Source organism: Ottowia sp. (genome assembly GCF_035444425.1).
In the GTDB taxonomy this organism is placed as follows: domain Bacteria; phylum Pseudomonadota; class Gammaproteobacteria; order Burkholderiales; family Burkholderiaceae_C; genus Ottowia.
Genome location: NZ_DAOMOQ010000020.1, coordinates 1 through 25,990, shown reverse-complemented (window position 1 = coordinate 25,990; position 25,990 = coordinate 1). Strand labels below are relative to the sequence as shown.

The window sequence follows — 25,990 nt, the reverse complement described above, 5'->3', positions numbered from 1 at the left end:
TGGCCTGGCGCCGCGCAGGCACGAAGGCATGAAAAAACCGGGCCGAGGCCCGGTCTTTCGATGGCGCCGCCGACTGCGGGTCGGCGTGGGGTGTACAGGCTCAGTGGCCCGACGCGCCCGAAGCACCCAGGCCGGTTTCCGAACGCACCTGCTGCGCCGGGAACGCGGCGCGCTCCTTGGCGGCCTGCGCGCTGCGGTCGAGCAGCGAGAAGATCCAGATGCCGAGGAAGCCGATGGTCATCGAGAACAGCGCCGGCGAGGTGTAGGGGAACCAGGCCGAGCCCTTCGGGTTGCCGAGCGTGGCTTCCCACACCGAGGGCGAGAACAGCGTCAGCACCACCGAGGAGATCAGGCCCAGGAAGCCACCGATCACCGCACCCTTGGTGGTGCAGTCCTTCCACAGCACCGACAGCAGCAGCACCGGGAAGTTGGCCGAGGCCGCGATCGCGAAGGCCAGTGACACCATGAAGGCGATGTTCTGGCGCTCGAACAGGATGCCCAGCAGCACCGCGATGACGCCCAGCACCAGGGTGGTGATGCGCGACACGCGCAGTTCCTTGGCGCTTTCGGCCTTGCCCTTCTTGAACACGGTCGAGTACAGGTCGTGCGACACCGCCGAGGCGCCCGACAGCGTCAGGCCTGCGACCACCGCCAGGATGGTGGCGAAGGCCACCGCCGAGATGAAGCCGTAGAACACGTTGCCGCCGACGCTCTTGGCGACCAGCACCGCCGCCATGTTGGCCGTGCCGGCACCGCCGTGGATCACGCCCTTGGCGGTGTCGGCGAACTCGGGGTTGGTGAGCACCAGGGTGATGGCGCCGAAGCCGATGATGAAGATCAGGATGTAGAAGTAGCCGATCCAGGTGGTGGCCCAGAACACGCTCTTGCGCGCTTCCTTGGCGTCGGGCACGGTGAAGAAGCGCATCAGGATGTGCGGCAGGCCGAGCGTGCCGAACATCAGCGCCATGCCGAAGGAGATCGCCGAGATCGGGTCCTTGATGAAGCCGCCCGGACCCATGATCGCCAGGCCGGCCTTGGCTGCGGCGGTGGGGTCGGCACCGCCGTTGGCGGCGATCTCGGTGCGCACGCGCACGCCCTCGGCGAACAGCGCCTCGGGGCTGAAGCCGTACTTGGCCATCACCATGAAGCCCATGAAGCTGACGCCCGACAGCAGCAGCACGGCCTTGATGATCTGCACCCAGGTGGTGGCCGTCATGCCGCCGAACAGCACGTAGATCATCATCAGCGCGCCCACCAGCACCACTGCGATCCAGTAGTCGAGGCCGAACAGCAGCTTGATCAGCTGGCCGGCGCCGACCATCTGCGCGATCAGGTAGAACGCCACCACCACCAGCGTGCCGCTGGCGGCGAAGGCGCGGATCGGCGTCTGCTGGAAGCGGTAGCCGGCGACGTCGGCGAAGGTGAACTTGCCCAGGTTGCGCAGCCGCTCGGCCAGCAGGAAGGTCAGGATCGGCCAGCCGACCAGGAAGCCGATCGAGTAGATCAGGCCGTCGTAGCCGTTGGTCATCACCGCCGCCGAGATGCCGAGGAAGGAGGCCGCCGACATGTAGTCGCCGGCGATCGCCAGGCCGTTCTGGAAGCCGGTGATGCCGCCGCCGGCGGTGTAGAAGTCGGCTGCCGACTTGGTGCGTCCGGCGGCCCACTTGGTGATCCACAGCGTGGCCACCACGAAGGCCGTGAACATGATGATCGCGGTCCAGTTGGTGGCCTGCTTGGCGGCCACGCCGACGTCGCCGCCGGCGGCCCAGGCACTGCCGGCGCCCAGCAGGGCGAGCGCGGCCAGGGTATTGCTGATGGTCTTCATTTGGTCGCGTCCTTCAGGATGTCGCGCGTCATGGCGTCGAACTCGGTGTTGGCGCGCCGCACGTAGATGCCGACGATGACGATGGTGAACACGATCACCGCCATGCCGATCGGGATACCGATGGTGGTGACGCCGCTGCCCATGGGCAGGGCAAGGAATTCCTTGTCGAAGGCGATCAGCCCGATGTAGCCGTAGTACACGACCAGCATCATGATCGCGAGCGTCCAGCCATAGCGGTTGCGCTTGGACTTCAACTCGTGGTACTTGGGGTTGCGCTGGATGCGCTCGACGACCGAGTCCGCGTTGGAGGTGGTCATGGTGGTTTGTCTCCTGAAGGGTTGAAGGCCACTGACGCAGCAGTGTGGGCAGCAGCCAACAGCAATTTTTAAATCGCCCACTGACCGTCTACTTACGTGAGGGTTATCCCTTGAAAGCGGCGCCGAAACCGTTCTCAGTCAGAAACCTGTAAGCGGGAATCGAAAGATGGCACTGCGCCGTGCCGGCCGGGCCGCGGCGGCGCTTGTCTGGCAGCACGGCGGTGGCAAACCGGTGTGTCGTGCCATCTGTGTTCAACCAAGCCGGAGCCATGTCATGCCTGTTCAAGTGCCTGCATCCGGCATTTTCTTGCCGACGTGCTGAACCGCATCCGTCCAGGATGCCGGCCTGCCGGCAGCGAATCGGGGCGCCGGTTTTCCGGCGTATTCGTGGAGCGCCGCCACCGATGATGGCTGCGTGCCCGCGCTGGTTTTCGGTGCCGTCACAAAGGGCAGGATCACCTGACCGGGCGGATCAGGCGCCATTCGGCAAACTGCCGTGCAGCGCGGCGACAGGCAACTCGGAATCGACACCGGGTTGCCAAGACAGGTCCCAGGGAGTGTGTAACTTTTCTTTAATCATGCAAGGAGATGCTCTAACCAATATTTTTCATGTCCCAGCTTGGTGGCTGCACATGCCCTGCCGTTCCAGCGTGCAATACTGAAGTGCGAAGGTGGATCAAGCCGGCAATGATTTGGTCTTCCCATTCGGAATCAACACTCCCGCCCGAAACACAGCCGGGCAGGAATAACAGGAGATAACATGCCGAAAGAACTTACAGAAAGAGATCACGCATATTGGCGTGCCAACGTGAAATTAATCAGCTTTTGTTTAATCGTCTGGGCTTTGGTGTCCTATGGATTCGGGATTCTGCTGCGCCCCATGTTGAGTGGTATTTCGGTTGGCGGCACCGATCTGGGTTTCTGGTTTGCGCAGCAGGGTTCGATCCTGACGTTCCTGTTCTTGGTCTTCTTCTACGCCTGGAGAATGAACAAGCTCGATAAAGAATTCGGCCTGGAGGAGTGACCATGGATCAGTTCTGGATCAACTTCATCTTCGTCATCGGCTCGTTCGTCGTCTACACCTGGATCGCGGTCTGGGCCCGGGCCCGGACCACGCGCGAGTTCTACATCGCCGGCGGCGAGGTCAACCCGGTCATCAACGGCGCGGCCACGGCGGCCGACTGGCTGTCGGCGGCGTCCTTCATCTCGGTGGCCGGCCTGATCTCGATCGGCTACGTCAACTCGGCCTTCATCATGGGCTGGACCGGCGGCTACGTGCTGCTGGCCACCCTGCTGGCGCCCTACCTGCGCCGCTTCGGCTCCTACACGGTGCCCGACTTCGTCGGCAAGCGCTACGCCAGCAAGAGCGCGCGCGTGGTGGCGGTGCTGTGCCTGGTGGTGATCTCGCTGACCTACGTGATCGGCCAGATGACCGGCGCCGGCGTGGCGTTCGCCCGCTTCCTGGAGGTCAAGTCCGACACCGGGCTGCTGATCTCGGCGGTGGTGGTGTTCGTCTACGCGGTGCTGGGCGGCATGAAGGGCGTCACCTACACCCAGGTGGCGCAGTACATCGTGCTGATCCTGGCCTTCACCATCCCGGCGGCCTACCTGTCGATGATGATGACCGGCCACTTCCTGCCGCAGACCGGCCTGTTCGGCGAGCACCTGGCTTCCGGCCAGCCGCTGCTGCAGAAGCTCAACGAGGTCGTGCGCGACCTGGGCTTCCAGGACTACACCGCCGACGTCAGCAACAAGTGGAACATGTTCCTGTTCACGCTGACGCTGATGGTCGGCACCGCCGGCCTGCCGCACGTGATCATCCGCTTCTTCACCGTGCCCAACATCCGCGACGCCCGCTGGTCGGCCGCCTGGGCGCTGGTGTTCATCGCGCTGTTCTACACCACGGTGCCGGCACTGGCCGCGATGTCGCGCCTGAACCTGATCGAGACCATCTACCCGAACGGCACCAAGGCGGCGCCGCTGGTCTATGACGAGCGTCCGCAATGGGTGAAGAACTGGGAAGAGACCGGCCTGCTGAAGTTCGAGGACAAGAACAACGACGGCCACATTCAGTTCTACAACAACGCCAACAAGGAACTGCCGACCCAGGCCGAGCACGCCAAGACCTGGAACGGCAACGAACTGTCGGTGAACAACGACATCCTGGTGCTGGCGCTGCCCGAGGTGGCCAACATGCCGCCCTGGCTGATCGGTCTGATGGCGGCGGGCGGGATCGCGGCGGCGCTGTCGACTGCATCCGGCCTGCTGATGGCGATATCGTCGGCGGTCAGTCACGACTTGTTGAAGAACACCTTGATGCCGCATCTGTCGGAGAAGCAGGAACTGCTCAATGCACGCTTGGCGATGGTCGGCGCCATCGTCATTGCCACCTGGCTCGGGTTGAACCCGCCAGGCTTTGCGGCGCAGACGGTGGCCCTGGCCTTCGGCATGGCGGCGGCGACGATATTCCCGGCCCTGGTATTGGGGGTTTTCGTCAGCCGCATCAACTCCAAGGGCGCGACGGCCGGCATGCTGGCCGGTGGCCTGGCGACCGTGTCGTACATCTTCATGTACCTCGGCTGGCTGTTCATTCCGGGCACCAACAACTTCCCGAATACGCCCGAGCACTGGATGCTGGGAATCTCGCCGCTGTCCTTCGGCGTCATCGGTGCCGCGATCAATATCATCACCTCGGTGGTGGTATCGAACGCCACCGAGAAACCAAGCGAAGAGCTGCGTGCCATGGTGCGCCGGGTGCGTTATCCGTGATGCGTGTCTGATTTGATACGCTGAGTTCCAGGTGGGCTTTCGAACAGAAAGCCCACTTTTTTCTCCGGAGCAAGATAAAAGATGATTTGGCACCTGTTTGCCGTGTTGATCATGGCGGTATGCATGGGAGGTGCTGCGTTTGGGCTCAGGCGCTTGACGCGTGGCAAAGTGCCCAAATGGACGATTCCCGTCGCGGCAGCGGCCGGCATGATGGGTTATCTGGCCTATTACGATTACAGCTGGTATGCATTCAAGCTCAGCCAGTTGCCTGCGGGCACCACGGTGATTGCGGAAAAGCGCGATCAATCCTTTCTCAAACCCTGGCGCTACGCTTATCCGGCGGTCAGCGCATTCACCATCCTGGACGGAAAATTCTCCAGCAAGCTGCAGGATCACCAGGTGCTGGTGGAATATATCGAATACACCTTCCGCGTCGACCCGATCGACGGGCTCGATACGCAGGCCTTCGTGCTGAACTGCAAGACCCTGGAGCGGGTGCCCATCGATCCAAAAGAGCGCCGAGCTGCGGGTGCGGTGGAAAAAATCAGCGCGCAGGACGCGATCTATCGGCAGGCGTGCCGCTGATCGGCCGCGGTGAATGGCGTGCCGGCGTGCGCCGCACTGGCGTCTGGTTTGCGCAACAGACTTTTTTGGGTAGCATGCCAAGAGGCGCCGGCGTGACTGGGGTGGCGGCACTCCGGATCCGGCCGCAAGCACGGACCGGCTCGCAGCCTGCCTGCGAGCGCGGCTGATACGGGACAGGAGGCTGCGACCATGGGGAAGATCAAGCTGACGGAGCGCCTGCTCGGGCTGTTCGTGCTGGGCGGCCTGCTGCTGAACTTCCCGCTGTTCAGCATCTGGGATCAGGATGCGTTCGTGCTGGGCTGGCCGCTGCTGCCGACCGCTGCCTTCGTCATCTGGCTGCTGATCATCGTCGCGCTGGCGCTGCTGATGGAGTTGCGCGGCGCCGCCAGCGGCGAGCCGGGCGAAGACGAGCAGGCCCAGCGCCCCTTGCAGTTGGATCGCTAGGCGATACCCGTGCCGCTGGTCGAACCCATGAGCACGGCGCTCGTCCTGACGGTGTCGCTGGCCTATCTTGCGCTGCTGTTCGTGGTCGCCTACTGGGGCGACCGGCGTGCCGCCCAAGGTCACTCGCTGATCAGCAGCCCCTGGACCTACGCCCTGTCGCTGGGCGTGTACTGCACAGCCTGGACCTATTTCGGCAGCGTCGGTCGGGCGGCCAGCGGCGGGCTGTGGTTCCTGCCGATCTACCTGGGGCCGACGCTGGCGATGGTGCTGGGCTGGATGGTGCTGCGCAAGATCGTGCGCATCGCCAAGGTGCAGCGCATCACCTCGATCGCCGACTTCATCGCCAGCCGCTACGGCAAGAGCCGGCTGCTGGCCGTCAGCGTGACGCTGATCGCCATCGTCGGCGTGGTGCCCTACATCGCGCTGCAGCTGAAGGCGGTGTCGGCGGCCTACGGCCTGCTGACCCATCCCGGCGTGGCGGAATCGAGCAGCCAGGTGCCCTGGAGCCGCGACGGCACCTTCTACCTGGCGCTGGTGCTGGCCGGCTTCACCATGATCTTCGGTGCCCGCCACCTGGACACCACCGAGCGCCACGAGGGCATGGTGGCGGCGATCGCCTTCGAGTCGGTGGTCAAGCTGATCGCCTTCCTGGCGGTCGGCGTGTTCGTGACCTACTGGCTGTACGACGGCTTCACCGACATCTTCACGCGCGCCCGGGCGCTGCCGGAGCTGCGCCAGCTGATGCGGCTGGAGCAGGGCGCCGCGTTCGCCTGGCCGCAGTGGTTCACCATGATCTTGCTGGCCATGCTGGCGGTGCTGATGCTGCCGCGCCAGTTCCAGATCATGGTGGTCGAGAACGTGCACGAGCACCACCTGCGGCGCGCCAGCTGGGTGTTCCCGGCTTACCTGCTGGCGATCAACGTGTTCGTGCTGCCGATCGCGCTCGGCGGCCTGCTGTACTTCACCGGCCAGGACGCCAACCCCGACAACTTCGTGCTGTCGCTGCCGCTGGCGGCGGGCCAGCAGGCGCTGGCGCTGTTCGTGTTCATCGGCGGCCTGTCGGCGGCCACCGGCATGGTGATCGTCGAGAGCATCGCGGTATCGATCATGGTCAGCAACGAGCTGGTGCTGCCGCTGCTGCTGCGCTGGCGCGCCGTGCTGGGCGAGGGCATGGCCGACCTGACGCGCATCCTGCTCAACATCCGGCGCGTCACCATCCTGCTGCTGCTGCTGTTCGGCTACGCCTACTTCCACATCGCCAGCGAAGCCTACGCGCTGGTCAGCATCGGCCTGATCAGCTTCGCCGCCGTGGCGCAGTTCGCACCGGCGGCGCTGATCGGCATGTACTGGCGCGCCGGCACCCGGCTCGGCGCGCTGGGCGGGCTGTCGGCCGGCTTCGGCATCTGGGTCTACACGCTGATGCTGCCGTCCATCGCCAAGTCCGGCTGGATGGGTGACGCCTTCGTGCGCGACGGCCCGGGCGGCATCGGCTGGCTCAAACCGGAGGCGCTGTTCGGCCTCACCGGCCTCGACGCGCTGACCCATTCGCTGTTCTGGAGCCTGCTGCTCAACGTCTCGGTCTACGTGGCGCTGTCGCTGGCGCGCGAGCCGTCGGCGCGCGAGACCAGCCAGGCGCTGATCTTCGTCGACGCCGGCAGCCGCAGCGGCGGCGCCACGCCGGTGTTCTGGCGCGGCGAGGTCCGGGTCGAGGACCTGCGCCAGCTTTGCGAGCGCTTCTTCGGCTACGAGCGCGCGCGCGCCATGATCGACGAGTACGCCGCGCGCTGGGGCCAGGAGGCCGCCAGCCGCGCCGATGCGCGCTTCGTCAGCTTCGTCGAGACCAAGCTGGCCGGCGCCGTCGGCGGCGCGTCGGCGCGGGTGCTGGTGTCGTCGGTGGCCAAGGAGGAGCCGCTGACCACCGACGACGTGCTGAGCATGCTGGAGGAGGCCTCGCAGCTGCGCGCCTACTCGCGCGCGCTGGAAGAGAAGTCGCGCTCGCTGGAGGAGGCCACCGCGCGCCTGCGCGAGGCCAACGAGCAGCTCAAGAGCCTGGACGTGCTGAAGGACGAGTTCATGTCCTCGGTGACGCACGAGCTGCGCACGCCGCTGACCTCGATCCGGGCGCTGGCCGAGCTGATGCTCGACGACCCGGACATGCCGCTGGAGCAGCGCCAGCAGTTCACCGGCATCGTCGTCACCGAGACCGAGCGCCTGTCGCGCCTGGTTAACCAGGTGCTCGACATGGCCAAGATCGAGGCCGGCAGCGTCGAGTGGCAGGATGCCGCGGTCGACATGCGGGCGCTGGTGCTGCAGGCGGCGGAGATCACGCGCGAGCTGTTCCGAGAGCACGGCTGCCAGCTCGAGCTGGCCGTGCCGGAGCCGCAGGCGCAGCCGGCGCCGCTGGTGCACGCCGACGCGGACAAGCTGCAGCAGGTGATGCTGAACCTGCTGTCCAACGCGGCCAAGTTCGTGCCCCGTGGCTCCGGGCGGGTGCGGCTGGCGCTGCAGGTCGGCGCGGCGGATCTGACGGTGTCGGTGACCGACAACGGCCCGGGCATCTCGGCGGCGGATCAGCGAGCCGCCTTCGACAAGTTCCGCCAGGTCGGTGATCCGCGCGAGCGCCGCCAGGGCACCGGCCTGGGCCTGCCCATCAGCCGCCAAATCGTGGAACACTATGGTGGCAGCATCGGTGTGCGCTCGACTCCCGGGCAGGGCGCCACCTTCCATTTCACGCTGCCGCTGGCGCCGCCGCAAGACCGGCAGGAAGGGGCGCCGGCGCTGGAGGACGAGACGACATGACGCACAAACTGCTGGTGGCCGACGACGAGCCGAATATCGTCATCTCGCTGGAATACCTGATGAAGCGCGAAGGCTACAACGTGCTGGTGGCGACCGACGGCATCCAGGCGCTGGAGATGATCCAGCGCGAGCGTCCTGCGCTGGTGCTGCTGGACGTGATGATGCCCGGCAAGACCGGCTTCGAGGTCTGCCAGGAAGTCCGCGCCGATGCCTCGCTGGACGGCGTGCGCATCCTGATGCTGACCGCCAAGGGGCGTGAGAACGACGTCAGCAAGGGCCTGGCGCTGGGCGCCGACGGCTACATGACCAAGCCGTTTTCGACCCGCGAGCTGGTCGAGAAGGTGCGCAAGCTGATCGGGGCAGCCAGTTGAGGAACCGGCGCCTGCTGCTGTTGCCGCTGGTGCTGGTGGCGCTGGTACTGGCGCTGTGGCTGGCGCTGACGCTGGGCATGGTGCAGCTGACGCTGGACGAGCCCGGCCGGGTGCAGTTCGCCGAGCTGCTGACGCCGCGCATCTCGCTGTTGGTGCTGGCCTGGCTGATCGGGGTGCTTGCCGTGATGGGCGCCCTGATGAAGTGGTGGGTGCCGCGCGTGGCGGCGCTGCCCGAGCTGGCCGAGCAGACCCGGGCGCTGGTCAACGCCACCGAGCCGCTGCAGCTCAAGACCCACCCGGCCGCCGAGCGCCAGGCGTTGATCGAGGCCATCAACGACCTGGCCACGCAGCGCGACGGCCTGCGCGGCGACGTCGCCGCCCAGGTGGCGCAGGCCAGCGCCAGCGTGCGGCAGGAGCGCAACCGGCTGGCGGCGCTGATGGCCGAGCTGACGCAGAGCGTGGTGGTGTGCAACCGCGACGGCCGCATCCTGCTCTACAACAACCGGGCCCGCATGCAGTTCCGCGCGCTGTCGAGCGCGCCGCAGCTGACCGGCGGCGCCGAGCTGATCGGCATCGGCCGCTCGATCTACGCGGTGTTCGACAAGAAGCTGGTCGAGCACGCGTTGGAGACGGTGCAGCAGCGGCTGGCGCGCGGCGCCCAGCACCCGGCGGCGCAGTTCGTCACCAGCACGCGCGGCGGCCAGTTGCTGCGGGTGCAGATGGCGCCGGTGACCGACACCGCGCAGGATGCCGCCGGGCCGCCCGAGCTGAGCGGCTTCCTGCTGATGCTCGACAACATCACGCGCAGCTTCGACGAGCAGACCGCGCGCGACCGCCTGCTGTACGGGCTGATCGAGAAGAGCCGGTCCTCGCTGGCCAGCACCCAGGCGGCGGTGGAGATGCTGGGCTACGACGACCTGGAGCCGGCGATGCGCGAGCGCTTCCTGGCGGTGCTGCGCGACGAGGCGGCGACCATGAAGGCCCACATCGATGAGGTGGCCCACAAGTCGTCACGCAACCTGCACACGCGCTGGCCGCTGGACGACATCCGCGGCCTCGAGTTCGTCGACGTCGCGGCCAAGCAGATCGAGGCGCAGTGCCGGCTGCCGGTCACCATCGAGGCCGCCGACCCGGCGCTGTGGCTGCGGCTCGACAGCTTCTCGATGCTGCAGGCGCTGACCTACCTGGGCGAGCGCCTGGCTGGCGAGTTCCAGCTGCGCACGCTGGCGCTGCGGCTGGCGCCGCAGGGCGGGCGCGCGCAGCTCGACTTGGTGTGGACCGGCCACGCCATGAGCACCGAGACCGTGATGAGCTGGGAGCTGGACCCGATGCGCATCGGCGGCGAGGCTTCGCCGATGTCGGTGCGCGAGGTGCTGGACCGGCACGATGCCGAGATGTGGTTCGAGCGCGACCGGGTGCGCCACCAGGCCTTCTTCCGCTTCCTGCTGCCGCTGGCCAGTGCCCAGGACGAACTCGACATGGACATGGTGCAGGCGGTGGAGAGCCGGCCCGAGTTCTTCGACTTCGACCTGTTCGGCGCCGCCGCCGGTGCCGGCGAGCTGGACGAGCGCCCGCTGGGCGAGCTGACCTACACCGTGTTCGACACCGAGACCACCGGCCTCAGCCCCTCGGGCGGCGACGAGATCATCCAGATCGGCGCCGCCCGCGTGGTCAACGGCCGGCTACTGCGGCAGGAATCGTTCGAGCAGCTGGTCGATCCGGGGCGCGACATTCCGGCCGCCGGCATCCCGATCCACGGCATCACGCCCGAGATGGTGGCCGGCCAGCCGCGCATCGAGGAGGTGATTCCGGCGTTCCACCAGTACGCGCAGGACACCGTGCTGGTGGCGCACAACGCGGCCTTCGACATGAAGTTCCTGCAGCTGCTGGAGCAGCGCACCGGCCTGGCCTTCCACCAGCCGGTGCTGGACACCCTGCTGCTGTCGGCCGCGGTGCATCCGAACCAGGAATCGCACCGGCTGGAGGCCATCGCCGAGCGTTTCGGCGTCACCGTGCTGGGCCGCCACACCGCGCTGGGCGACGCGCTGGTGACGGCCGAGATCCTGATCAAGCTGATCCCGCTGCTCAGGGACATGGGCATCACCACCCTGGGCCAGGCGCGCGCGGCGGCGCAGAAGACCTATTACGCGCGGCTCAAGTACTAGGGGGGTCCGGCGTTCGGCATTGGGCGTGAGAACCGGCGCACCGCTGCGCAGCCGCCAACGCGCGCTGCGCTCAAGCTCCGCTCAGAAGCCGGCCTGGTAGCGCTGCGCCAGTACCGCCTGCAGCTTCTGCACCACGCCGAAGGCGTCGCGCAGCGTGCCGCGCTCGAAGCTGGAGAGTTCCTCCAGTTTCAGGTGGTTGTCGGGCGGCTGGCCGTCCGCGATCTGGCGCGTCTGGTGATCGATGCGCAAGCCGGCGATGAATTCCAGCGCGTCGACCAGGTCGCGCGCGGATTGCGGGCTGACCTCGCCGCTCTGCGCCGCCACCTCCAGCCGGTCCTGCGTGTTCACCGGCGCCAGCCCGCCGGCCAGCGCGTAGATGCGGGCCAGGTCGACGATCGGCACCACGCCGCCGTGCTTGAGATCCACGCTGCGCGGATGCTCGCCGCCGCGGCTGACGGTGATCTGCCCGAACAGGCCGAGCGGTGGGCGCTGCTTCAGCGCGTTGCTGACCATGTGGGCCAGGAACAGGGTGTGGCCACGCGTGCGCCCCAGCACCTCCTGGCGCAGGCCGTCGAGCAGATCGGTGTCGCCGTGCACGGCGCGCAGGTCGAAGAACACCGAGGTCAGCATCAACGCCATCGGCTCGGGCTTGTTGATCCACTGGGTGAAATACTGCTGCCAGCGTGCCTTCGGCTGGCGCCACTTGTCGGTCATCGCCATGATCTCGCCCGGGCAATGCACGTAGCCACAGGCGTCCAGTCCGTCGCAGACCAGCTTCGAGAAGGCGCGGAAGTACTCGCCGTGCTGCTCGGCGCGGTAGTCGTCAGACAGCACCAGGCAGTTGTCCTGGTCGGTGCGCGCCGCCTGCTCCATGCGCGCCTGCGAGCCGGCGGCGACCCACGCGTAGGGCACCGGCGCCGGCCCGAGTTGCCGCTCGGCCAGCTGGATCAGGCGCACGGTGAAGGCGTCGGTGACCGAGGTGATGATGTGGCCGGTGCTGTAGGCGCTGGTCTCGGCCTTGGCCAGGCTGCTTTGCAGGTCCTTGACGCGGCCGCTGCAGGCCACCAGGCCGGCCAGGTCGGGCTGCTGGTAGATGTCGCTGGTCAGGTAGACCGCCGACGGGCTGTGGTAGAGAGTCAGGTCGGTCGCGGTGACCATGCCGACCAGCCTGGCGCCGTCCAGGATCGGCGCATGGTGCACGTTCTGCCGCGCCATCAGCACCATGGCGTCGAACACCGAGTCGCGCGTCTGCAGCGTCAGCGGCGCCAGCGTGGCGATGTCGGCCACCGGCCGCTCGGTGTCCAGACCGGCCGCCAGCACGCGGCTGCGCAGGTCGCGGTCGGTGGCCAGGCCGAACAGCTGCTCGTCCTGCGTCAGCAGGATCGACGATACCTTGGCCTCGGCCATGCGCCGGGCCGCCTCGCGAATGCTTTGCGCGCGGTCGATGCTGACTGGCGTGCGCTTGATCAGGCTGGCGATCGGCTGCGTCATGATGTTGCCGGACTGCGCCGTGGCCGCACGCGGGCGGGCGCGTGGCAGCCGCGGAACGGCCGGCAGCAGCGGCAGCAGCCGCGGGTTCGCCTGCACCAGCTCGCGCAGCCTGTCGACACCCAGGAACAGCACCTCGCTGGGCGCGGTCGCCACGGCGTGCAGCGCGTCGTCGTACTCGAGCGCGGTGGCGCCGGCGCCGAACAGTTCATGCGGCCTGAGCGGCAAGTGCCACACGGCGTCCGGATCGACCAGATCGACGCCGCCGGACAGCAGCCAGCCCATGCGCTCGGGCATTTCGCTTTCGGTCAGCACGATCTCGCCGCTGGCGAAATGCTGGTACTGCCAGTGGGTTGCCAGCGCCAGCCGCTCGCCCTCGGGCAGCAGGCCGAACACGCGGTGGGCCGCCAGCAGGGTGGGTATGTCCAAAGCTTGCATGGCGCAACCTATGCCGGAGTGGATCGGGAAGCGGTGACAGCACCGCCGGGGTGGGCACCTGCCGGGTGCCGGACCATTGTCGCAGAGCCCACCTAGAATTCTGGCCCAGCCCATGAACACACCGTCCTCGCCGCCCGGCCTGATCCGCATCCGTGGCGCGCGCCAGCACAACCTCAAGAACCTCGATCTCGATATCCGCACCGGCGAACTGACGGTGGTGACGGGCCCCAGCGGCTCGGGCAAGTCCAGCCTGGTGTTCGACACCCTGTACGCCGAAGGGCAGCGGCGCTACGTCGAGACCTTCAGCGCCTATGCGCGCCAGTTCCTCGACCGCATGGACAAGCCGGCGGTGGACCGGATCGATGGCGTGCCGCCGGCGATCGCCATCGACCAGACCAACCCGGTGCGCTCGTCGCGCTCCACCGTCGGCACCATGACGGAGCTGAACGACCACCTGAAGCTGCTGTTCGCGCGCGCCGGCCAGTTGTTCGATCGCGCGACCGCGCTGCCGGTGCGCCATGACAACGCGGACAGCATCTGCGACGAGATCCGCCGTCGCGCGATGGAGGCTGGTGACCCGCGCCTGGTGGTCGCATTCGCGGTCGAGTTGCCCGCCGGCACCAGCGCCGACGAGGTGCAGCAGTGGCTGGCCGCCAGCGGCTTCACCCGCGTGCAGGCCGAGCGCGAGCGCGACGGCAAGAAGGTGCTGGACGTGGTGGCCGACCGCTTCCGCATCGGGAATGCCGAGCGCGCGCGCGTGATCGAGGCGATCGAGCTGGCGCTGCGGCGCGGAGGCGGGCGCATGGTTGTCTACACGCTGCCGGATGAAGGTGCTCGCCCCGCCGCCGGGCCGTCCCAAGGCGGGGCCACCCCCTCGGGGGGCAGCGAACCACGCGAAGCGGGAAGCGTGGGGGCCGGAGTCGGCCCCGCCGCCGGGCCGTCCCAAGGCGGGGCAGTCCCCCCGGGGGGCAGCGAACCACGCGAAGCGGGGAGCGTGGGGGCAGGCGACTTGTGGAAATTCTCCACCGGCCTGCACTGCCCCGAGAGCAACATCCGCTACGCCGACCCGATCCCGTCGATGTTCTCGTTCAACTCGGCGGTGGGCGCCTGCGACAGCTGCCGCGGCTTCGGCCGCGTGATCGGCGTCGACTGGGGCCTGGTGATCCCGGACGAGCGGCTGACGCTGCGCGCCGGCGCCATCAAGCCGATCCAGACGCCGGCCTGGCGCGAGTGCCAGGACGACCTGATGCGCCATGCGGAAAGCGCCGGCATCCCGCGCGACACCGCCTGGAACAAGCTGACACCCGAGCAGCGGCAGTGGGTGATCGAGGGCACGCCGAACTTCCGCGAAGGCAACTGGAACCGGCAGTGGTACGGCATCCGCCGCTTCTTCAAGTACCTGGAGAGCAAGGCGTACAAGATGCACATCCGCGTGCTGCTGTCCAAGTACCGCAGCTACACCAGCTGCCCGGATTGCGGCGGCGCGCGGCTGAAGCTCGAAAGCCTGCTGTGGCGCGTCGGCAGCAAGCAGGACGCCGACGCGGTGCTGCCGCCGGCGCAGCGCTTCATGCCGGTCGGCGTCGACTGGACGCGCGCGCAGCTGGAAGCGCTGCCCGGCCTGTGCCTGCACGACCTGATGCTGCTGCCGATCGATCGGCTGCGGCGCTTCTTCGATGCGCTGAGTGAGTCCACCCTCTCCTCCGCTGGAGGGCAGGGGTCGGGGCATGCCAGATCTGATGCAGACCCAGCTGACCCCGCTCCCAACCTTCCCCCAGCGGGGGAACGGGCAAGAAGCGCCGACGCCCAGGCCCGCAAGCTGATCCTGGAAGAGATCCAGACCCGCCTGAAATACCTGGCCGACGTCGGCATCGGCTACCTGACGCTGGACCGGCAAAGCCGCACCCTCAGCGGCGGCGAGGTGCAGCGCATCAACCTGACCACGGCGCTGGGCACCTCGCTGGTCAACACGCTGTTCGTGCTGGACGAGCCCAGCATCGGCCTGCACCCGCGCGACATGGACCGCATCACCGAGGCCATGCTGCGCCTCAAGCGCGCCGGCAACACCCTGGTGGTGGTCGAGCACGACCCGGCCGTGATGCTGGCCGCCGACCGCGTGCTCGACTTCGGCCCCGGCCCCGGCGTGGCCGGCGGGCGCATCGTGTTCGACGGCACGCCCGACGAGCTGCGCGGCGCCGACACGCTGACCGGCGCCTACCTGGGCGGCCGCAAGGCCATCGACGCCAGCTTCACGCGGCTGGTGGCGGCCAACACGCCGCGCCTGATCCTGGAGGGCGTGACCGAGCACAACCTGCGCGGCATCGACGTCGCCCTGCCGCTGCAGCGCCTGGTCACCGTCACCGGCGTGTCGGGCTCGGGCAAGTCGACCCTGATCCAGGACGTGCTGGCGCCGGCGCTGCTGCGCCACTTCGGCAAGGCCACCGAGGCGCCCGGCGCGCACCAGCGGCTGCTGGGCGCCGTGCAGCTGGCCGGCGTGGTGTTCGTCGACCAGTCGCCGATCGGCAAGACCGCGCGCTCCAACCCGGCCAGCTACGTCGGCGCCTGGGACAGCATCCGCGCGCTGTTCGCCGCCGCGCCGCTGGCGCGCCAGCGCGGCTACACGGCGGCCAAGTTCAGCTTCAACTCGGGCGACGGGCGCTGCCCGACCTGCGGCGGCTCGGGCTTCGAGCACGTCGAGATGCAGTTCCTCTCCGACGTCTACCTGCGCTGCCCCGACTGCAACGGCAAGCGCTACCGGCCGGAGATCCTCGAAGTGCGGATCGACCGCCACGCCGTCGGCGAGCTGCGCGCGCGCCATCTCAACGTCGCCGACGTGCTCGAGCTCACGGTGGCCGAGGCGGTGCGGCTGTTCGCGCCGGACCGCGAGGTGCTGCGCGCGCTGCAGCCGATCGTCGACGTCGGGCTGGACTACATGAAGCTCGGCCAGCCGGTGCCGACGCTGTCGGGCGGCGAGGCGCAGCGCCTGAAGCTGGCCGGCTTCCTGGCCGAGGCGGCGAAACATGCCCCCACGCTTGCCGCTTCGCGTGCTTCGCTGCCCCCCGAGGGGACTGGCTGGACTTGGGGCGGCCCGGCGTCCAGCCGCGCCACCGCCAGCCGCCAGCCGACGGCGAAGAAGGGCACGCTGTTCCTGTTCGACGAGCCGACCACCGGGCTGCACTTCGACGACATCGCCAAGCTGATGCGCGCGCTGCGCAAGCTGCTGGACGCCGGCCACTCGCTGGTCGTGATCGAGCACAACCTGGACGTGATCCGGGCCAGCGACTGGCTGATCGACCTGGGGCCGGAAGGCGGCGACGGCGGCGGCCTGATCGTGGCGCAAGGCACGCCGGACGACCTGGCGCAGCACCCGACCTCGCACACCGGCGCTGCGCTGCGCGACTATGTCGCGGCCCTGAACGCCCCGCAGTCGGCGTTCGGCGTGCAGGAGCGGCGAGTCGGCTATCAGGCGGACGTCCCGGCGCCAGACGTGGAGCCAGCCATCGAGATCGTGCACGCGCGCGAGCACAACCTGAAGAACCTCAGCGTCGACATCCCGCGCGGCAGGTTCAACGTCATCACCGGCGTCAGCGGCTCGGGCAAGTCGACGCTGGCCTTCGACATCCTGTTCAACGAGGGCCAGCGGCGCTACCTGGAGAGCCTGAACGCCTACGCGCGCAGCATCGTGCAGCCGGCCGGCCGGCCCGAGGTGGACGCCGTGTACGGCATCCCGCCCACGGTGGCGATCGAGCAGCGCCTGTCGCGCGGCGGCCGCAAGTCGACGGTGGGCACCATCACCGAGGTCTGGCATTTCCTGCGCCTGCTGTACGTCAAGCTGGGCGTGCAGCACTGCGTGCACGACGGCGCCGCCGTGCAGCCGCAGACGCCCGAGCGCATCGCGGCGCAGATCCTGCAGCGCTTTGCCGGCCAGACCGTCGGCCTGCTCAGCCCGCTGGTGATCGGCCGCAAGGGCGTCTACACCGAGCTGGCCGACTGGGCGCGGCCGCGCGGCTTCACGCACCTGCGGGTGGATGGCGAGTTCCTGCCCACCACCGGCTTCCCGCGCATCGACCACTTCAAGGAACACACCATCGAGCTGCCGGTGATGAGCCTGCCGGTCAGCGCCGGCAACGAGGCGCAGCTGCGCGAATCGCTGGCGCGTGCGCTGGAGCATGGCAAGGGCGTGGTGCATGTGCTGCACGACATGGCCGGGCTGCGCCACGCGATGGAAACCGGCGCGCCCACGGCCGGCATCGGCCGCATCGAGGTGTTCTCCACCAAGCGCGCCTGCCCGGTCTGCGCCACCAGCTACGCCGAACTGGACCCGCGCCTGTTCTCCTACAACAGCAAGCACGGCTGGTGCCCCGACTGCGTCGGCACCGGCGTCAGGCTGACGCGCGAGCAGCGCAAGGCGCTCGACGACTCGGTGCTGGGCAGCGACCAGAAGGGGCGCGAGCAGACCTTTGCCGAACCCGAGGTGGAGGACATGGGCGACGCGGTCTGCCCCAGCTGCCAGGGGACGCGGCTGAATCCGATGGCGCGTGCGGTGCTGCTGGAACTTGCTCCTCCCCCCGCTGGGGGGAGGCTGGGAGGGGGGCCGGCCGCGCTCGTCGAAGCGCCGTCGGCCCCTCACCCCAGCCCTCTCCCCAAAGGGGCGAGGGCGCAAGACTGGGGCGCGAATGAGCGCAGTGACCCGAGCGCGGCCTTACCCCCGCTCCCGCTCGCGGGAGAGGGCAGGGGTGAGGGAAGCGGCATCTCCATCACCCAACTCGCCTGCCTGAGCGTCCGCGACCTGCGCACCTGGTTCGACGGCCTGCGGCTGGAAGGCCGCGATGCCGACATTGCGCGCGACCTGCTGCCCGAGATCCGGAGCCGGCTGGACTTCCTCGAGCAGGTCGGTCTCGGCTACCTCACGCTCGACCGCGGCGCGCCCACGCTGTCCGGCGGCGAGGCGCAGCGCATCCGGCTGGCGGCGCAGCTGGGCAGCAACCTGCAGGGCGTGTGCTACGTGCTTGACGAGCCCACCATCGGCCTGCACGCGCGCGATAACCAGATCCTGCTGGGCGCGCTGCGCAGCCTGAGCGACAAGGGCAACACCCTGGTGGTGGTCGAGCACGACGAGGAGACCATCCGCCAGGCCGAGCACCTGATCGACATCGGCCCCGGCGCCGGCGTGCGCGGCGGCCGGCTGGTGGCGCAGGGCACGGCGGCCGATCTGGAAGCTGCCGCCGACTCGGCCACCGGTCGCTATCTGCGTGATGCGATGCGGCATCCGATGCAGGCGCGGCGCGCCGTCGTCACGCTCGCTCCCCCGCTGGAGGAGGGCAACGGTGGGGGCACGCCCGCCGCTCGATCGGACGACGTCGATGTCAGCGCGGACCAGTCCCTCACCCCCACCCTCTCCCCAAAGGGGCGAGGGAGCAGGGCCCGCAAGTCGGCGGAGGTGCTGCTCCCTCTCCTGCGAGCGGGAGAGGGCAGGGGTGAGGGCGGCGGCGCCTCATCAGCTGCTGCCGCCTGGCTCACTGTCCTTGGCGCCCACCTGCACAACCTGCGCCAGCTCGACGTGGCGGTGCCGCTCAGGCGCCTGGTCGCCGTCACCGGCGTCAGCGGCTCGGGCAAGTCCACGCTGGCGCGCGACGTGCTGCTGACCAATGTCGCCGCCTGGGTCGGCCAGCGCGCGACCCGGGCCGGGCGCGAAGCCATGGACGCCGGCGGCGCGCCGCCGCTGGTCGGCTGCGCCGGCCTGCGCGGCTTCGAGTCGATCGACCGCGTGCTCGAGGTCGACCAGACGCCGATCGGCAAGACGCCACGCAGCTGCCCCGCCACCTACATCGGGTTCTGGGACACGGTGCGCCGGCTGTTCGCCGACACGCTGGAAGCGCGCGCACGCGGCTATGCGCCAGGGCGCTTTTCCTTCAACACCGGCGAGGGGCGCTGCCCAGGCTGCGAAGGCCAGGGCATGCGCACCATCGAGATGAGCTTTCTGCCCGACGTCAAGGTGCCATGCGAGGTTTGCCACGGCGCGCGCTTCAATCCCGAGACGCTGGCCGTCACTTGGCGCGGCCGCAACATCGGCGAGGTGCTGCAGATGGAGGTCGACGAGGCGGTGGAGTTCTTCGCCTCGATGCCGGCCATCGCGCATCCGCTGCAACTGCTCAAGGACGTGGGCCTGGGCTACCTCACGCTGGGCCAGCCCTCGCCCACCTTGAGCGGCGGCGAGGCGCAGCGCATCAAGCTGGTGACCGAGCTGTCGAAGGTGCGTGACGACGTTGGCAAGCGCGGCCAGAAGATGCCGCACACGCTGTACGTGCTGGACGAACCCACGGTCGGCCTGCACATGCAGGACGTGGAGAAGCTGATCCGCGTGCTGCACCGCCTGGTCGACGGCGGCCACAGCGTGCTGGTGATCGAGCACGACCTCGACCTGATCGCCGAGGCCGACTGGGTCATCGACCTGGGGCCGGAAGGCGGCGATGGCGGTGGGCAACTGGTCGCTGCTGGCACGCCCGAGCAACTGGTGGCGGCGGGCACGCATACGGGGCGGGCGCTGGCGTCCAAGCTGGCGTGACGTCCGTACGACGCGCGCGTCGTACGCCCTTGCGACGAAGGCACGGGTCCGCGCTCACGGAAGGAGTGCCATGCGATCGATGAAGATCGACGCATTGGCCGATCCAGTGACTTCCAGCTTGAGTTCGTTCATCTTCACGGCCCGATCCTGGATCGGCAGCACTACCGTTTGAGCTTGCGTGCCCTGTGGTAGAGACGCCGTTGACGCGACAGCGCCGGTGTCAGAGCCGGACGAATGAAGTCTGAGCGTGACCGGGGCGTCATTGCGCACTTCCAGTACCAGGGCGCTGGCGGTCTGAGGTGCCGGATCCCGAAGCTCGGGGACATGCTCCATCCGGGCGCGGCCTGCCGTGCTGGTGCGCATGTGATAGCGGCCGAACGCCGAATTGCCGACGCCTTCGGTGGTCTTCCACCCTTCCTCGCTGGTTGCTCCGAGACTGCCGAAAGTCCAAACGATCGAGCCGCGCGGCAGGCCGCCGTAATTGGACAGCAAGCTGGTGATGGCGGATTCCAGAGGCGAGTCCTTGATCACGGTGAACGCCACGTAACCAGGCTGATCTCGGAACAGGCCGCTGCCACCATTCCAGGACATGACCGAAACGAATCGGGCGCCGCCGGTGAGCATGCGATTCAGCGCTTCATAGCTTTCAGCATAGCTGGGTACGCGCTTGGGCAGCTTGAGGTCGGCCGGGTGGAATTCCACCACACCCCAGCCACCGGGCGACAAGGTATTGAAGATGGTGAACAGGGGCTGGCCACTCTCGGTCCGGATGTCGTTGCGCGCCGATGGGCCATACAGGATCGCACCCAGGCGGCCATGCGACGGCACGGCCCCCTCCACGCTCATGCCGCCCGAATCGTAGTTCTTGGGCGGGCTGTCGACATGGATGGCAAAGGGATTGATGAGCTCGCCCGGTGCCTGAAAGCCCTGCGAGGAGAAGATCTTCTGCTCCGGTATTCCTGCCTCGTGAACCCATTGGGAAAGCTCGTCGTAATGCAGGTCGATCAGATGGCGCCGGAATTCGTCCCAGACCGCGAACCAGGGGTTCTCGAAGAACTTTTTCGGCACCGACATCCGGCGCGGCGGATCGACCTCGTCCCAGCTCGCGAAACGCGTGCCCGCCAGGGCGCTGACCTCCTCCAGGCTGTAGTTCTTGCGCCGCCGGTAACTTGACAGGTTGGGGATCTCGGGCGAGTTCCAGTCGGCAGCGTAGGGTCCGGTGCCCTGCAGCCATTCGCGGAACTGCCGGATCGTATCCGGGTTGTAGTCGAACCACTGCTTGCCTTCGAAGAACGGGTTGACGTAGGTGTCCGCGTCCAGGTTGATGCCGACCACCAACTCGGGGGCCTGGCGATCCAGGTCCGCGATCAGGCGCGCGGCGCTCTGGAGGTTGCGCTTCTTGTAGGCCCGGGCGGTCTGGTTGTAGACGTTGTAGGACAGGATGCGTGCCAACTCGGGGGCGTGAATGGACCCCGGGAGGTGGCTCAGGTAATCGTCTTCGACCGCCTCATTGCGCTCGTTCCATTGCACGTGCGCCTTGGTCTTCTCAAGCTCGTCGTTGATGTCCCAGTCAGGCACGTCGCAAGCCGCATCGGCCCAGACACCGCCGTTCAGCGTGAACAGCGTGGGCCGCCGCTTCTGGATTGCGTTGCCGATGATGGTGTCCAGGTTGTCCTCGGCCAGCGTGCGCTCGCCGCATTTCCTGCCGATATCGAAGTGGGGGTCAAACTCCCAGTCGCCCGCACGTCCTCGCGTGGTCCGCATGTAGAGGACTGGCACGGTGACGGCCAGGCGCATCGAATCGGTCTCATAGTGCCCAAATTTCTCCTGCATGCCATCGATGCCGCCCGCGGCGATGTGGCTGGTCGCGATCGAGAGGTGGAACGGCGTGGCGGTCTTGCCTGTATCAGCAGCCGGAAGCTTCCAAGGGCGAGCGCCCAGGTCCAGGCGCCAAGGTCCCAGGTGCATCACGCGGCCATCGCGCAGCGTCACCTCCAGCTCGAACGTGTGGCTGCCGTGCACGGCCGACCCGAACTCGTACTCCCCGGCGAAGCCCGAGTGCTCGGCACCCGGCCGACCGGGCAGGGCGGCGGCCACGTCGGCGCGCTCCAAGCCGACCTGCAGCGGCAGGCGCCGCTTCTCGTCGACGATGAGCGAGGCCGCCTGAACTCCCGCAGCGTGGTAGGCCCAACCCTTGATGACGGTCGTGCCGTCAGGCTGGAAGTCGGCCGGCTGGGCGTCCAAGTGTCCGCGCAGGGGTTCGTTCAGGTACTCGAGCCCGTGCCGGATTTGCGTGCCAAGCACCAATAGAACCAGCAGCAGCAGGCCGCTCAGGGAATAGGCAACTCTCAGGGGCAGTGTTTTCACGGCTCGATCTTGGCGCTGGGCAAAAAATCACCATTATGTGTGCCGGATATCGGCGGGCCGCCACCGCCTGGTTTGCGGCCCCCATGCTCGCGGGTGTCGGCGGACTTCAGCTCGTATCGCGGTCGGCCAGCAGCCGGTCCGCCACCTCGGCAAACCCCGCGCCGCGCTCGGATTGGGTGACATGGCGCGGCCGGTGTTGCAGCTGGTTTTCGAAGTGGCGGATGTTGGCGACGCCAACGCTGTGGCGAAAGTGCTGGAACATGACCTGGTCGTTGGTCGAATCGCCGACGTAGATCCAGCGCTCGATTTCTGCTGGCAGTTCGTGCCCCAGCAGTTCGCGCGTGATCCAGCAAGCGCCCTGCCACTTGTCATGCTCGCCGATCCAGCCGTTGATGTGGATGCTGCTGACGCTGACGTTCAGGCCTTCGCGGCGCATGATTCGCACCACGGCATCGATTTGCTCGGGGTCAAGCCGTGTGAATTCGCCGTGGTCGACGGCGATGTCGGTCTCGCGACCGGCAGAATCCCGCGCCAGCGTGCTGCCGGGCACCTCGCGCAGCAGGCACTCGGCCACCTGTTGCAGCCGTCGGTAGTTGGCGGCCCGCGTGACGGGGTCAGCCTGATAGGTTTTCACCAGCTGATCGTCGCTGTCTTTACCGGCCAGGGCGGCAGTTCCATCCGAGGCCATGTTCGCGCGGTGCAAGGCCACGGCGCCATTTTCGGCCACGATGGCCCGCACCGGCCAGGCTAGGGCGAAGGGCGCGCTCCAGCCAGCCGGCCGCCCGGTGATCGGAATGACCGTGACACCCGCCGCGTCAAGCTTCGCGAGCGCGGCCAGCGCTTCGTCCGTGATGACGCCCGCGGTCGTGAGCGTGTCGTCGATATCGGTGAACACTCCCCACACGCCGGCCCAGGCGTCGCGCGGCAGTCGATGCAGCGGCGTCACCTCGGCTGGCCCTCAGTCGTGCAGGTCTGCCAGCAGCGGCTCGGTCGGCACGTGGCTGACGTCGTAGTGCAGGAAGGCGATGATGAACTGGATGCCGACGATGATCGGCAGCGCCGCCAGCATCACCGTGCCGCTGGTGGCCGGCTGGCCCGACGCGTTGCTGAGCAGCCAGTGCGCCAGGCCGAACAGGCTGCCGGCGAGCAGCAGCAACACACCCATCAGGCTGTACAGGCTGCCGATGTTGAAGTCGCGCAGCAGGTAGTTGTAGACGTAGCGCCGTACGAACCGGTCAGTGTGCTTCCACAGGAACTCGGGCAGCACCTTGGACACCTGCAGGCTCGACTGCTCGTCGCCGTAGACCGCGTCCATCGGCACGTCGTGGACGACCGCGCGCAGCGTGTTCAGACGGTACAGCATGTCGGTCTCGAAGAAATAGCGCTGCTCCAGCTTGTCCAGCGGCAGCCTGCGCAGCACATGCGTGTGGATCGCGGTGTAGCCGTTGGTCGGATCCATGATCGACCAGTAGCCGGTGCTGAGCTTGTTGATGAACGACAGCACCGCATTGCCGAACAGCCGGATCGGCGGCATTCCCTTGAGTGACTCGGGGCGGTAGAAGCGATTTCCCTTGGTGTAGTCGGCCTTGCCACGCTCGATGGGGCGCGTGAAGTGCGGAATCAATGCTGGATCCATCTGTCCATCGCCATCAACCTTGACGATGATGTCCATACCCTCCTCGAGCGCTGCCCGGTAGCCGGTGCGCACCGCACCACCGACGCCCTGGTTCTCTTCGTGATAAAGCACCCGCACGCGTTCGTCGCGACATTGGTCCTGTACGAGTCGACCACTTTGTTGGGGGCATTTGTCGTCTACCACATAGATGCGTTGCACTTGCGACGGCATGCGCGCAATCACGTCCAGGATGTGAGAACGGACCTTGTAGCAAGGGATAGCGACGGCAACTTGCATGCTGTTAGCGCCCGAACGCGGCCAACCATACGCCAGCCAGAATCAGTGCGCCACCCACTAAGGTTTGCCAATGCAAGGGTTCCTTAAGCCACAACGAGGCCATGAGTGGCACCAGCAAGAAGGCCAAACCCATGAATGGATAGGCAAGGTGCAGCGGTGCATGACGAAGCACCCAGACCCAAGCCAACGTAGTGCCTGCATAAAGGATCAAGGCGGTGACGAGCCAGATATTACATACCCAGTGTTCCCAACTTGCGGTGGCTGGCAGGGCTTGGGCGGCCTTCTTGAATAAGAGCTGGCCTAGCGAAATTCCGATCACGCACAGGATGGTGATGAAAGCGATGCGAGGCGTCATGGGCGAAAGCGTTGGCGGGTACTCATTCCAGTTCTAATGGACGATACGGATTTATGGGTTGTCCGTGGTGTATCAGAGCACGCGCGGCTTCCGGCGTCGTGACGCGCAACAGTTCCGCGCCGCCCCAAGTAACTTCAGTGCCCTCGGGACATTGCAAAGCTAGAATCAATTGGCCAGGACCGGCGGGTCGTAGATTGTCGTTTCCATGAATTGCGTAGGTTCGCATCTTGCCATCAGGGCGGAGATGCAGCATTGGATCGGGGCTGTACCATTGCCAAACGGGATGGGCGTTCGAGACTGAGAGGTTGGCAGGAAGACAGGAACTGGAGCCACGCGGTGTCAGGACCGAGAGGCGTACTCGCCAAATTCCATCCATAAATGCCTTCGGCTCGAGGCTGGCGGGGTCAAACGAGGGCAGCGTGACAATGATGGAAGTCGATGAGGTTCCAGTGCGCCATTTGTTTGAGCCGAGGGATTCGGCGTGCTCCATACGCGCGGTGCCCATGGTTTTGTTTTGGAGTACCACTTCTGTAGGACCCGGTCGGTGAGGGTCAATAGCGAAATTCTCATGACGCATGGCCCACTGCGCCAGCGCAACAGACGCTACCACCAAAACCAAAAGCAATATCGCGCCCGAGTGGGAAACGGTAGTTTTCCAGAGTGGGCGCAAGCTTACCGGCGCGAGTTGATGGCGCGGTGAGCGAGCTACCGGTGGGTGCAGCAAGATCCCGACAGAAACACCGGAAAGCACGATCAGCCAAGGCTCCAGAAAGTAATTGTTGTACCGTTCGTTGTAGAGAACGGGTGCGAGCTGCAACGCCATGGCCAAGACCAAGCCAAGCAGAATTGCCATCGTCGCAAGCTTGATTTGCGCCATCACCCGCGCGCCCGGTAATTGAAGCTTGGCGAGAGACCACGCGCTCTTCGCATCGCGCGGTCGACACCTCCAGACGAGAACGGCGGCAGCGCTGGCGATGCTCAACCACTCAAACCACCGCACCGCGCGTTGAGAGGGCCTGATGGTCAACTCAGGCGTACTGTAAAGCAACCAGGCCTTCAGCTTGAATGCGAAAAAGGAAATGTTGTCAGCGAAAGTGGTCTGTTTAATCAACTCCACCGCTACCTGCGTGTTGATATTGTCTGCCAGCTTTGTTAGTGGATTGCCTTCTACTTTCGGATCCACCGTAAAAGGCGTAATAACAGCATCATAGTGGAATCCGGAATATACGGGTTCCATTCCCATTTTGAAAGGGCTAACACCATATAAAAGGCCAGAGCCCGCGCCAGTGCTGATACTCCATACGTCAAAGCTGAGCCCATTCTTGATCGCTACCGCCAAAGGCAGTAGCAGGGCGAAAGCAAGACCCCAGCACAATTGCGCATGGATCAAGGTTCGAAGCGTGCTCAGTGCGGGAACTGTGGTGCTGCGTCGAAGATACAATACGCTTGCGACAGCGAGTATTAGAGTCCCTATCGTCAAAACCTGGAGCACAGGTCTTGACAGCAGTGTGATGCTGAGGCCTACAGATGCTAACCATAGGCGGCCTCAAATCTGAAGTGCAACACCTCACCCGGCGTAAGGTGCTGCGATGG

The 25,990-nt window shown here is 66.8% G+C and carries 16 protein-coding genes; 8 read left to right on the top strand and 8 right to left on the bottom strand.

The genetic code is table 11. The annotated features are described in order from the left end of the window. Positions 1–100 precede the first annotated feature (100 nt). Both PK606_RS09510 and PK606_RS09505 read right to left on the bottom strand, forming a co-directional pair. On the bottom strand, positions 101–1,825 hold the full coding sequence (locus PK606_RS09510; protein WP_324563189.1) for a cation acetate symporter: 1,725 nt from the start codon (positions 1,823–1,825) through the stop codon (positions 101–103). Next, on the bottom strand, positions 1,822–2,142 hold the full coding sequence (locus tag PK606_RS09505; protein ID WP_324563187.1) for a DUF485 domain-containing protein: 321 nt from the start codon (positions 2,140–2,142) through the stop codon (positions 1,822–1,824). Before PK606_RS09505 ends, PK606_RS09510 begins: the two co-directional genes overlap by 4 nt. Before the next feature lie 760 nt (positions 2,143–2,902). Between PK606_RS09505 and PK606_RS09500 the strand changes: the two genes are divergently transcribed. The 7 genes from PK606_RS09500 (at position 2,903) to PK606_RS09470 (ending at position 11,275) form a co-directional block, all read left to right on the top strand. Then, the gene (locus PK606_RS09500; RefSeq protein WP_324563185.1) at positions 2,903–3,166 is read left to right on the top strand and encodes a DUF4212 domain-containing protein; all 264 of its coding nucleotides are present in this window, start codon (positions 2,903–2,905) and stop codon (positions 3,164–3,166) included. A 2-nt stretch (positions 3,167–3,168) separates the two neighbouring features. Beyond that, positions 3,169–4,911: a sodium:solute symporter family protein gene (locus tag PK606_RS09495; RefSeq protein ID WP_324563183.1), complete on the top strand. Its 1,743-nt coding sequence runs from the start codon at positions 3,169–3,171 to the stop codon at positions 4,909–4,911. Between the two features lie 81 nt (positions 4,912–4,992). Further along, entirely contained in the window at positions 4,993–5,496 is a 504-nt protein-coding gene (locus PK606_RS09490; RefSeq protein WP_324563180.1) for a hypothetical protein, read from the top strand. 189 nt (positions 5,497–5,685) lie between these two features. Next, positions 5,686–5,940, top strand: a complete 255-nt coding sequence (locus PK606_RS09485) for a hypothetical protein (protein WP_324563178.1) — start codon at positions 5,686–5,688, stop codon at positions 5,938–5,940. 27 nt (positions 5,941–5,967) lie between these two features. Continuing rightward, on the top strand, positions 5,968–8,739 hold the full coding sequence (locus tag PK606_RS09480; RefSeq protein ID WP_324563176.1) for an ATP-binding protein: 2,772 nt from the start codon (positions 5,968–5,970) through the stop codon (positions 8,737–8,739). Continuing rightward, positions 8,736–9,110: a response regulator transcription factor gene (locus PK606_RS09475; protein WP_324563174.1), complete on the top strand. Its 375-nt coding sequence runs from the start codon at positions 8,736–8,738 to the stop codon at positions 9,108–9,110. The genes PK606_RS09480 and PK606_RS09475 overlap by 4 nt, the downstream gene beginning before the upstream one ends. Next, positions 9,107–11,275 carry a 3'-5' exonuclease gene (locus PK606_RS09470; RefSeq protein ID WP_324563172.1) on the top strand — a complete coding sequence of 723 codons (2,169 nt, stop codon included), beginning with the start codon at positions 9,107–9,109 and terminating at the stop codon, positions 11,273–11,275. The genes PK606_RS09475 and PK606_RS09470 overlap by 4 nt, the downstream gene beginning before the upstream one ends. A gap of 81 nt (positions 11,276–11,356) precedes the next feature. On the opposite strand, the gene PK606_RS09465 is transcribed toward PK606_RS09470, so the two are convergent. After that, positions 11,357–13,192 (bottom strand): putative nucleotidyltransferase substrate binding domain-containing protein, encoded by a 1,836-nt coding sequence (locus PK606_RS09465; protein WP_502920816.1) that lies wholly within the window; start codon positions 13,190–13,192, stop codon positions 11,357–11,359. Positions 13,193–13,313: 121 nt separating this feature from the next. On the opposite strand from PK606_RS09465, the gene uvrA reads away from it, so the two are divergent. Then, positions 13,314–19,763: an excinuclease ABC subunit UvrA gene (gene uvrA, locus PK606_RS09460; RefSeq protein ID WP_324563169.1), complete on the top strand. Its 6,450-nt coding sequence runs from the start codon at positions 13,314–13,316 to the stop codon at positions 19,761–19,763. 54 nt (positions 19,764–19,817) lie between these two features. Here the strand turns inward: uvrA and PK606_RS09455 are convergent, their stop codons facing one another. The 5 genes from PK606_RS09455 to PK606_RS09435 all read right to left on the bottom strand — a co-directional run bounded on the left by PK606_RS09455 (position 19,818) and on the right by PK606_RS09435 (position 25,787). Next, entirely contained in the window at positions 19,818–22,130 is a 2,313-nt protein-coding gene (locus PK606_RS09455; protein WP_324563166.1) for a hypothetical protein, read from the bottom strand. A 106-nt stretch (positions 22,131–22,236) separates the two neighbouring features. After that, positions 22,237–23,076 carry an HAD-IIB family hydrolase gene (locus PK606_RS09450; RefSeq protein WP_324563164.1) on the bottom strand — a complete coding sequence of 280 codons (840 nt, stop codon included), beginning with the start codon at positions 23,074–23,076 and terminating at the stop codon, positions 22,237–22,239. 12 nt (positions 23,077–23,088) lie between these two features. Next, on the bottom strand, positions 23,089–24,042 hold the full coding sequence (locus PK606_RS09445) for a glycosyltransferase family 2 protein (RefSeq protein WP_324563162.1): 954 nt from the start codon (positions 24,040–24,042) through the stop codon (positions 23,089–23,091). A 4-nt stretch (positions 24,043–24,046) separates the two neighbouring features. Then, positions 24,047–24,397, bottom strand: coding sequence for a DMT family transporter (locus tag PK606_RS09440; protein WP_324563160.1), 351 nt, complete (start codon positions 24,395–24,397; stop codon positions 24,047–24,049). A gap of 22 nt (positions 24,398–24,419) precedes the next feature. Next, positions 24,420–25,787: a hypothetical protein gene (locus tag PK606_RS09435; protein WP_324563158.1), complete on the bottom strand. Its 1,368-nt coding sequence runs from the start codon at positions 25,785–25,787 to the stop codon at positions 24,420–24,422. Between the last annotated feature and the right edge of the window lie 203 nt (positions 25,788–25,990).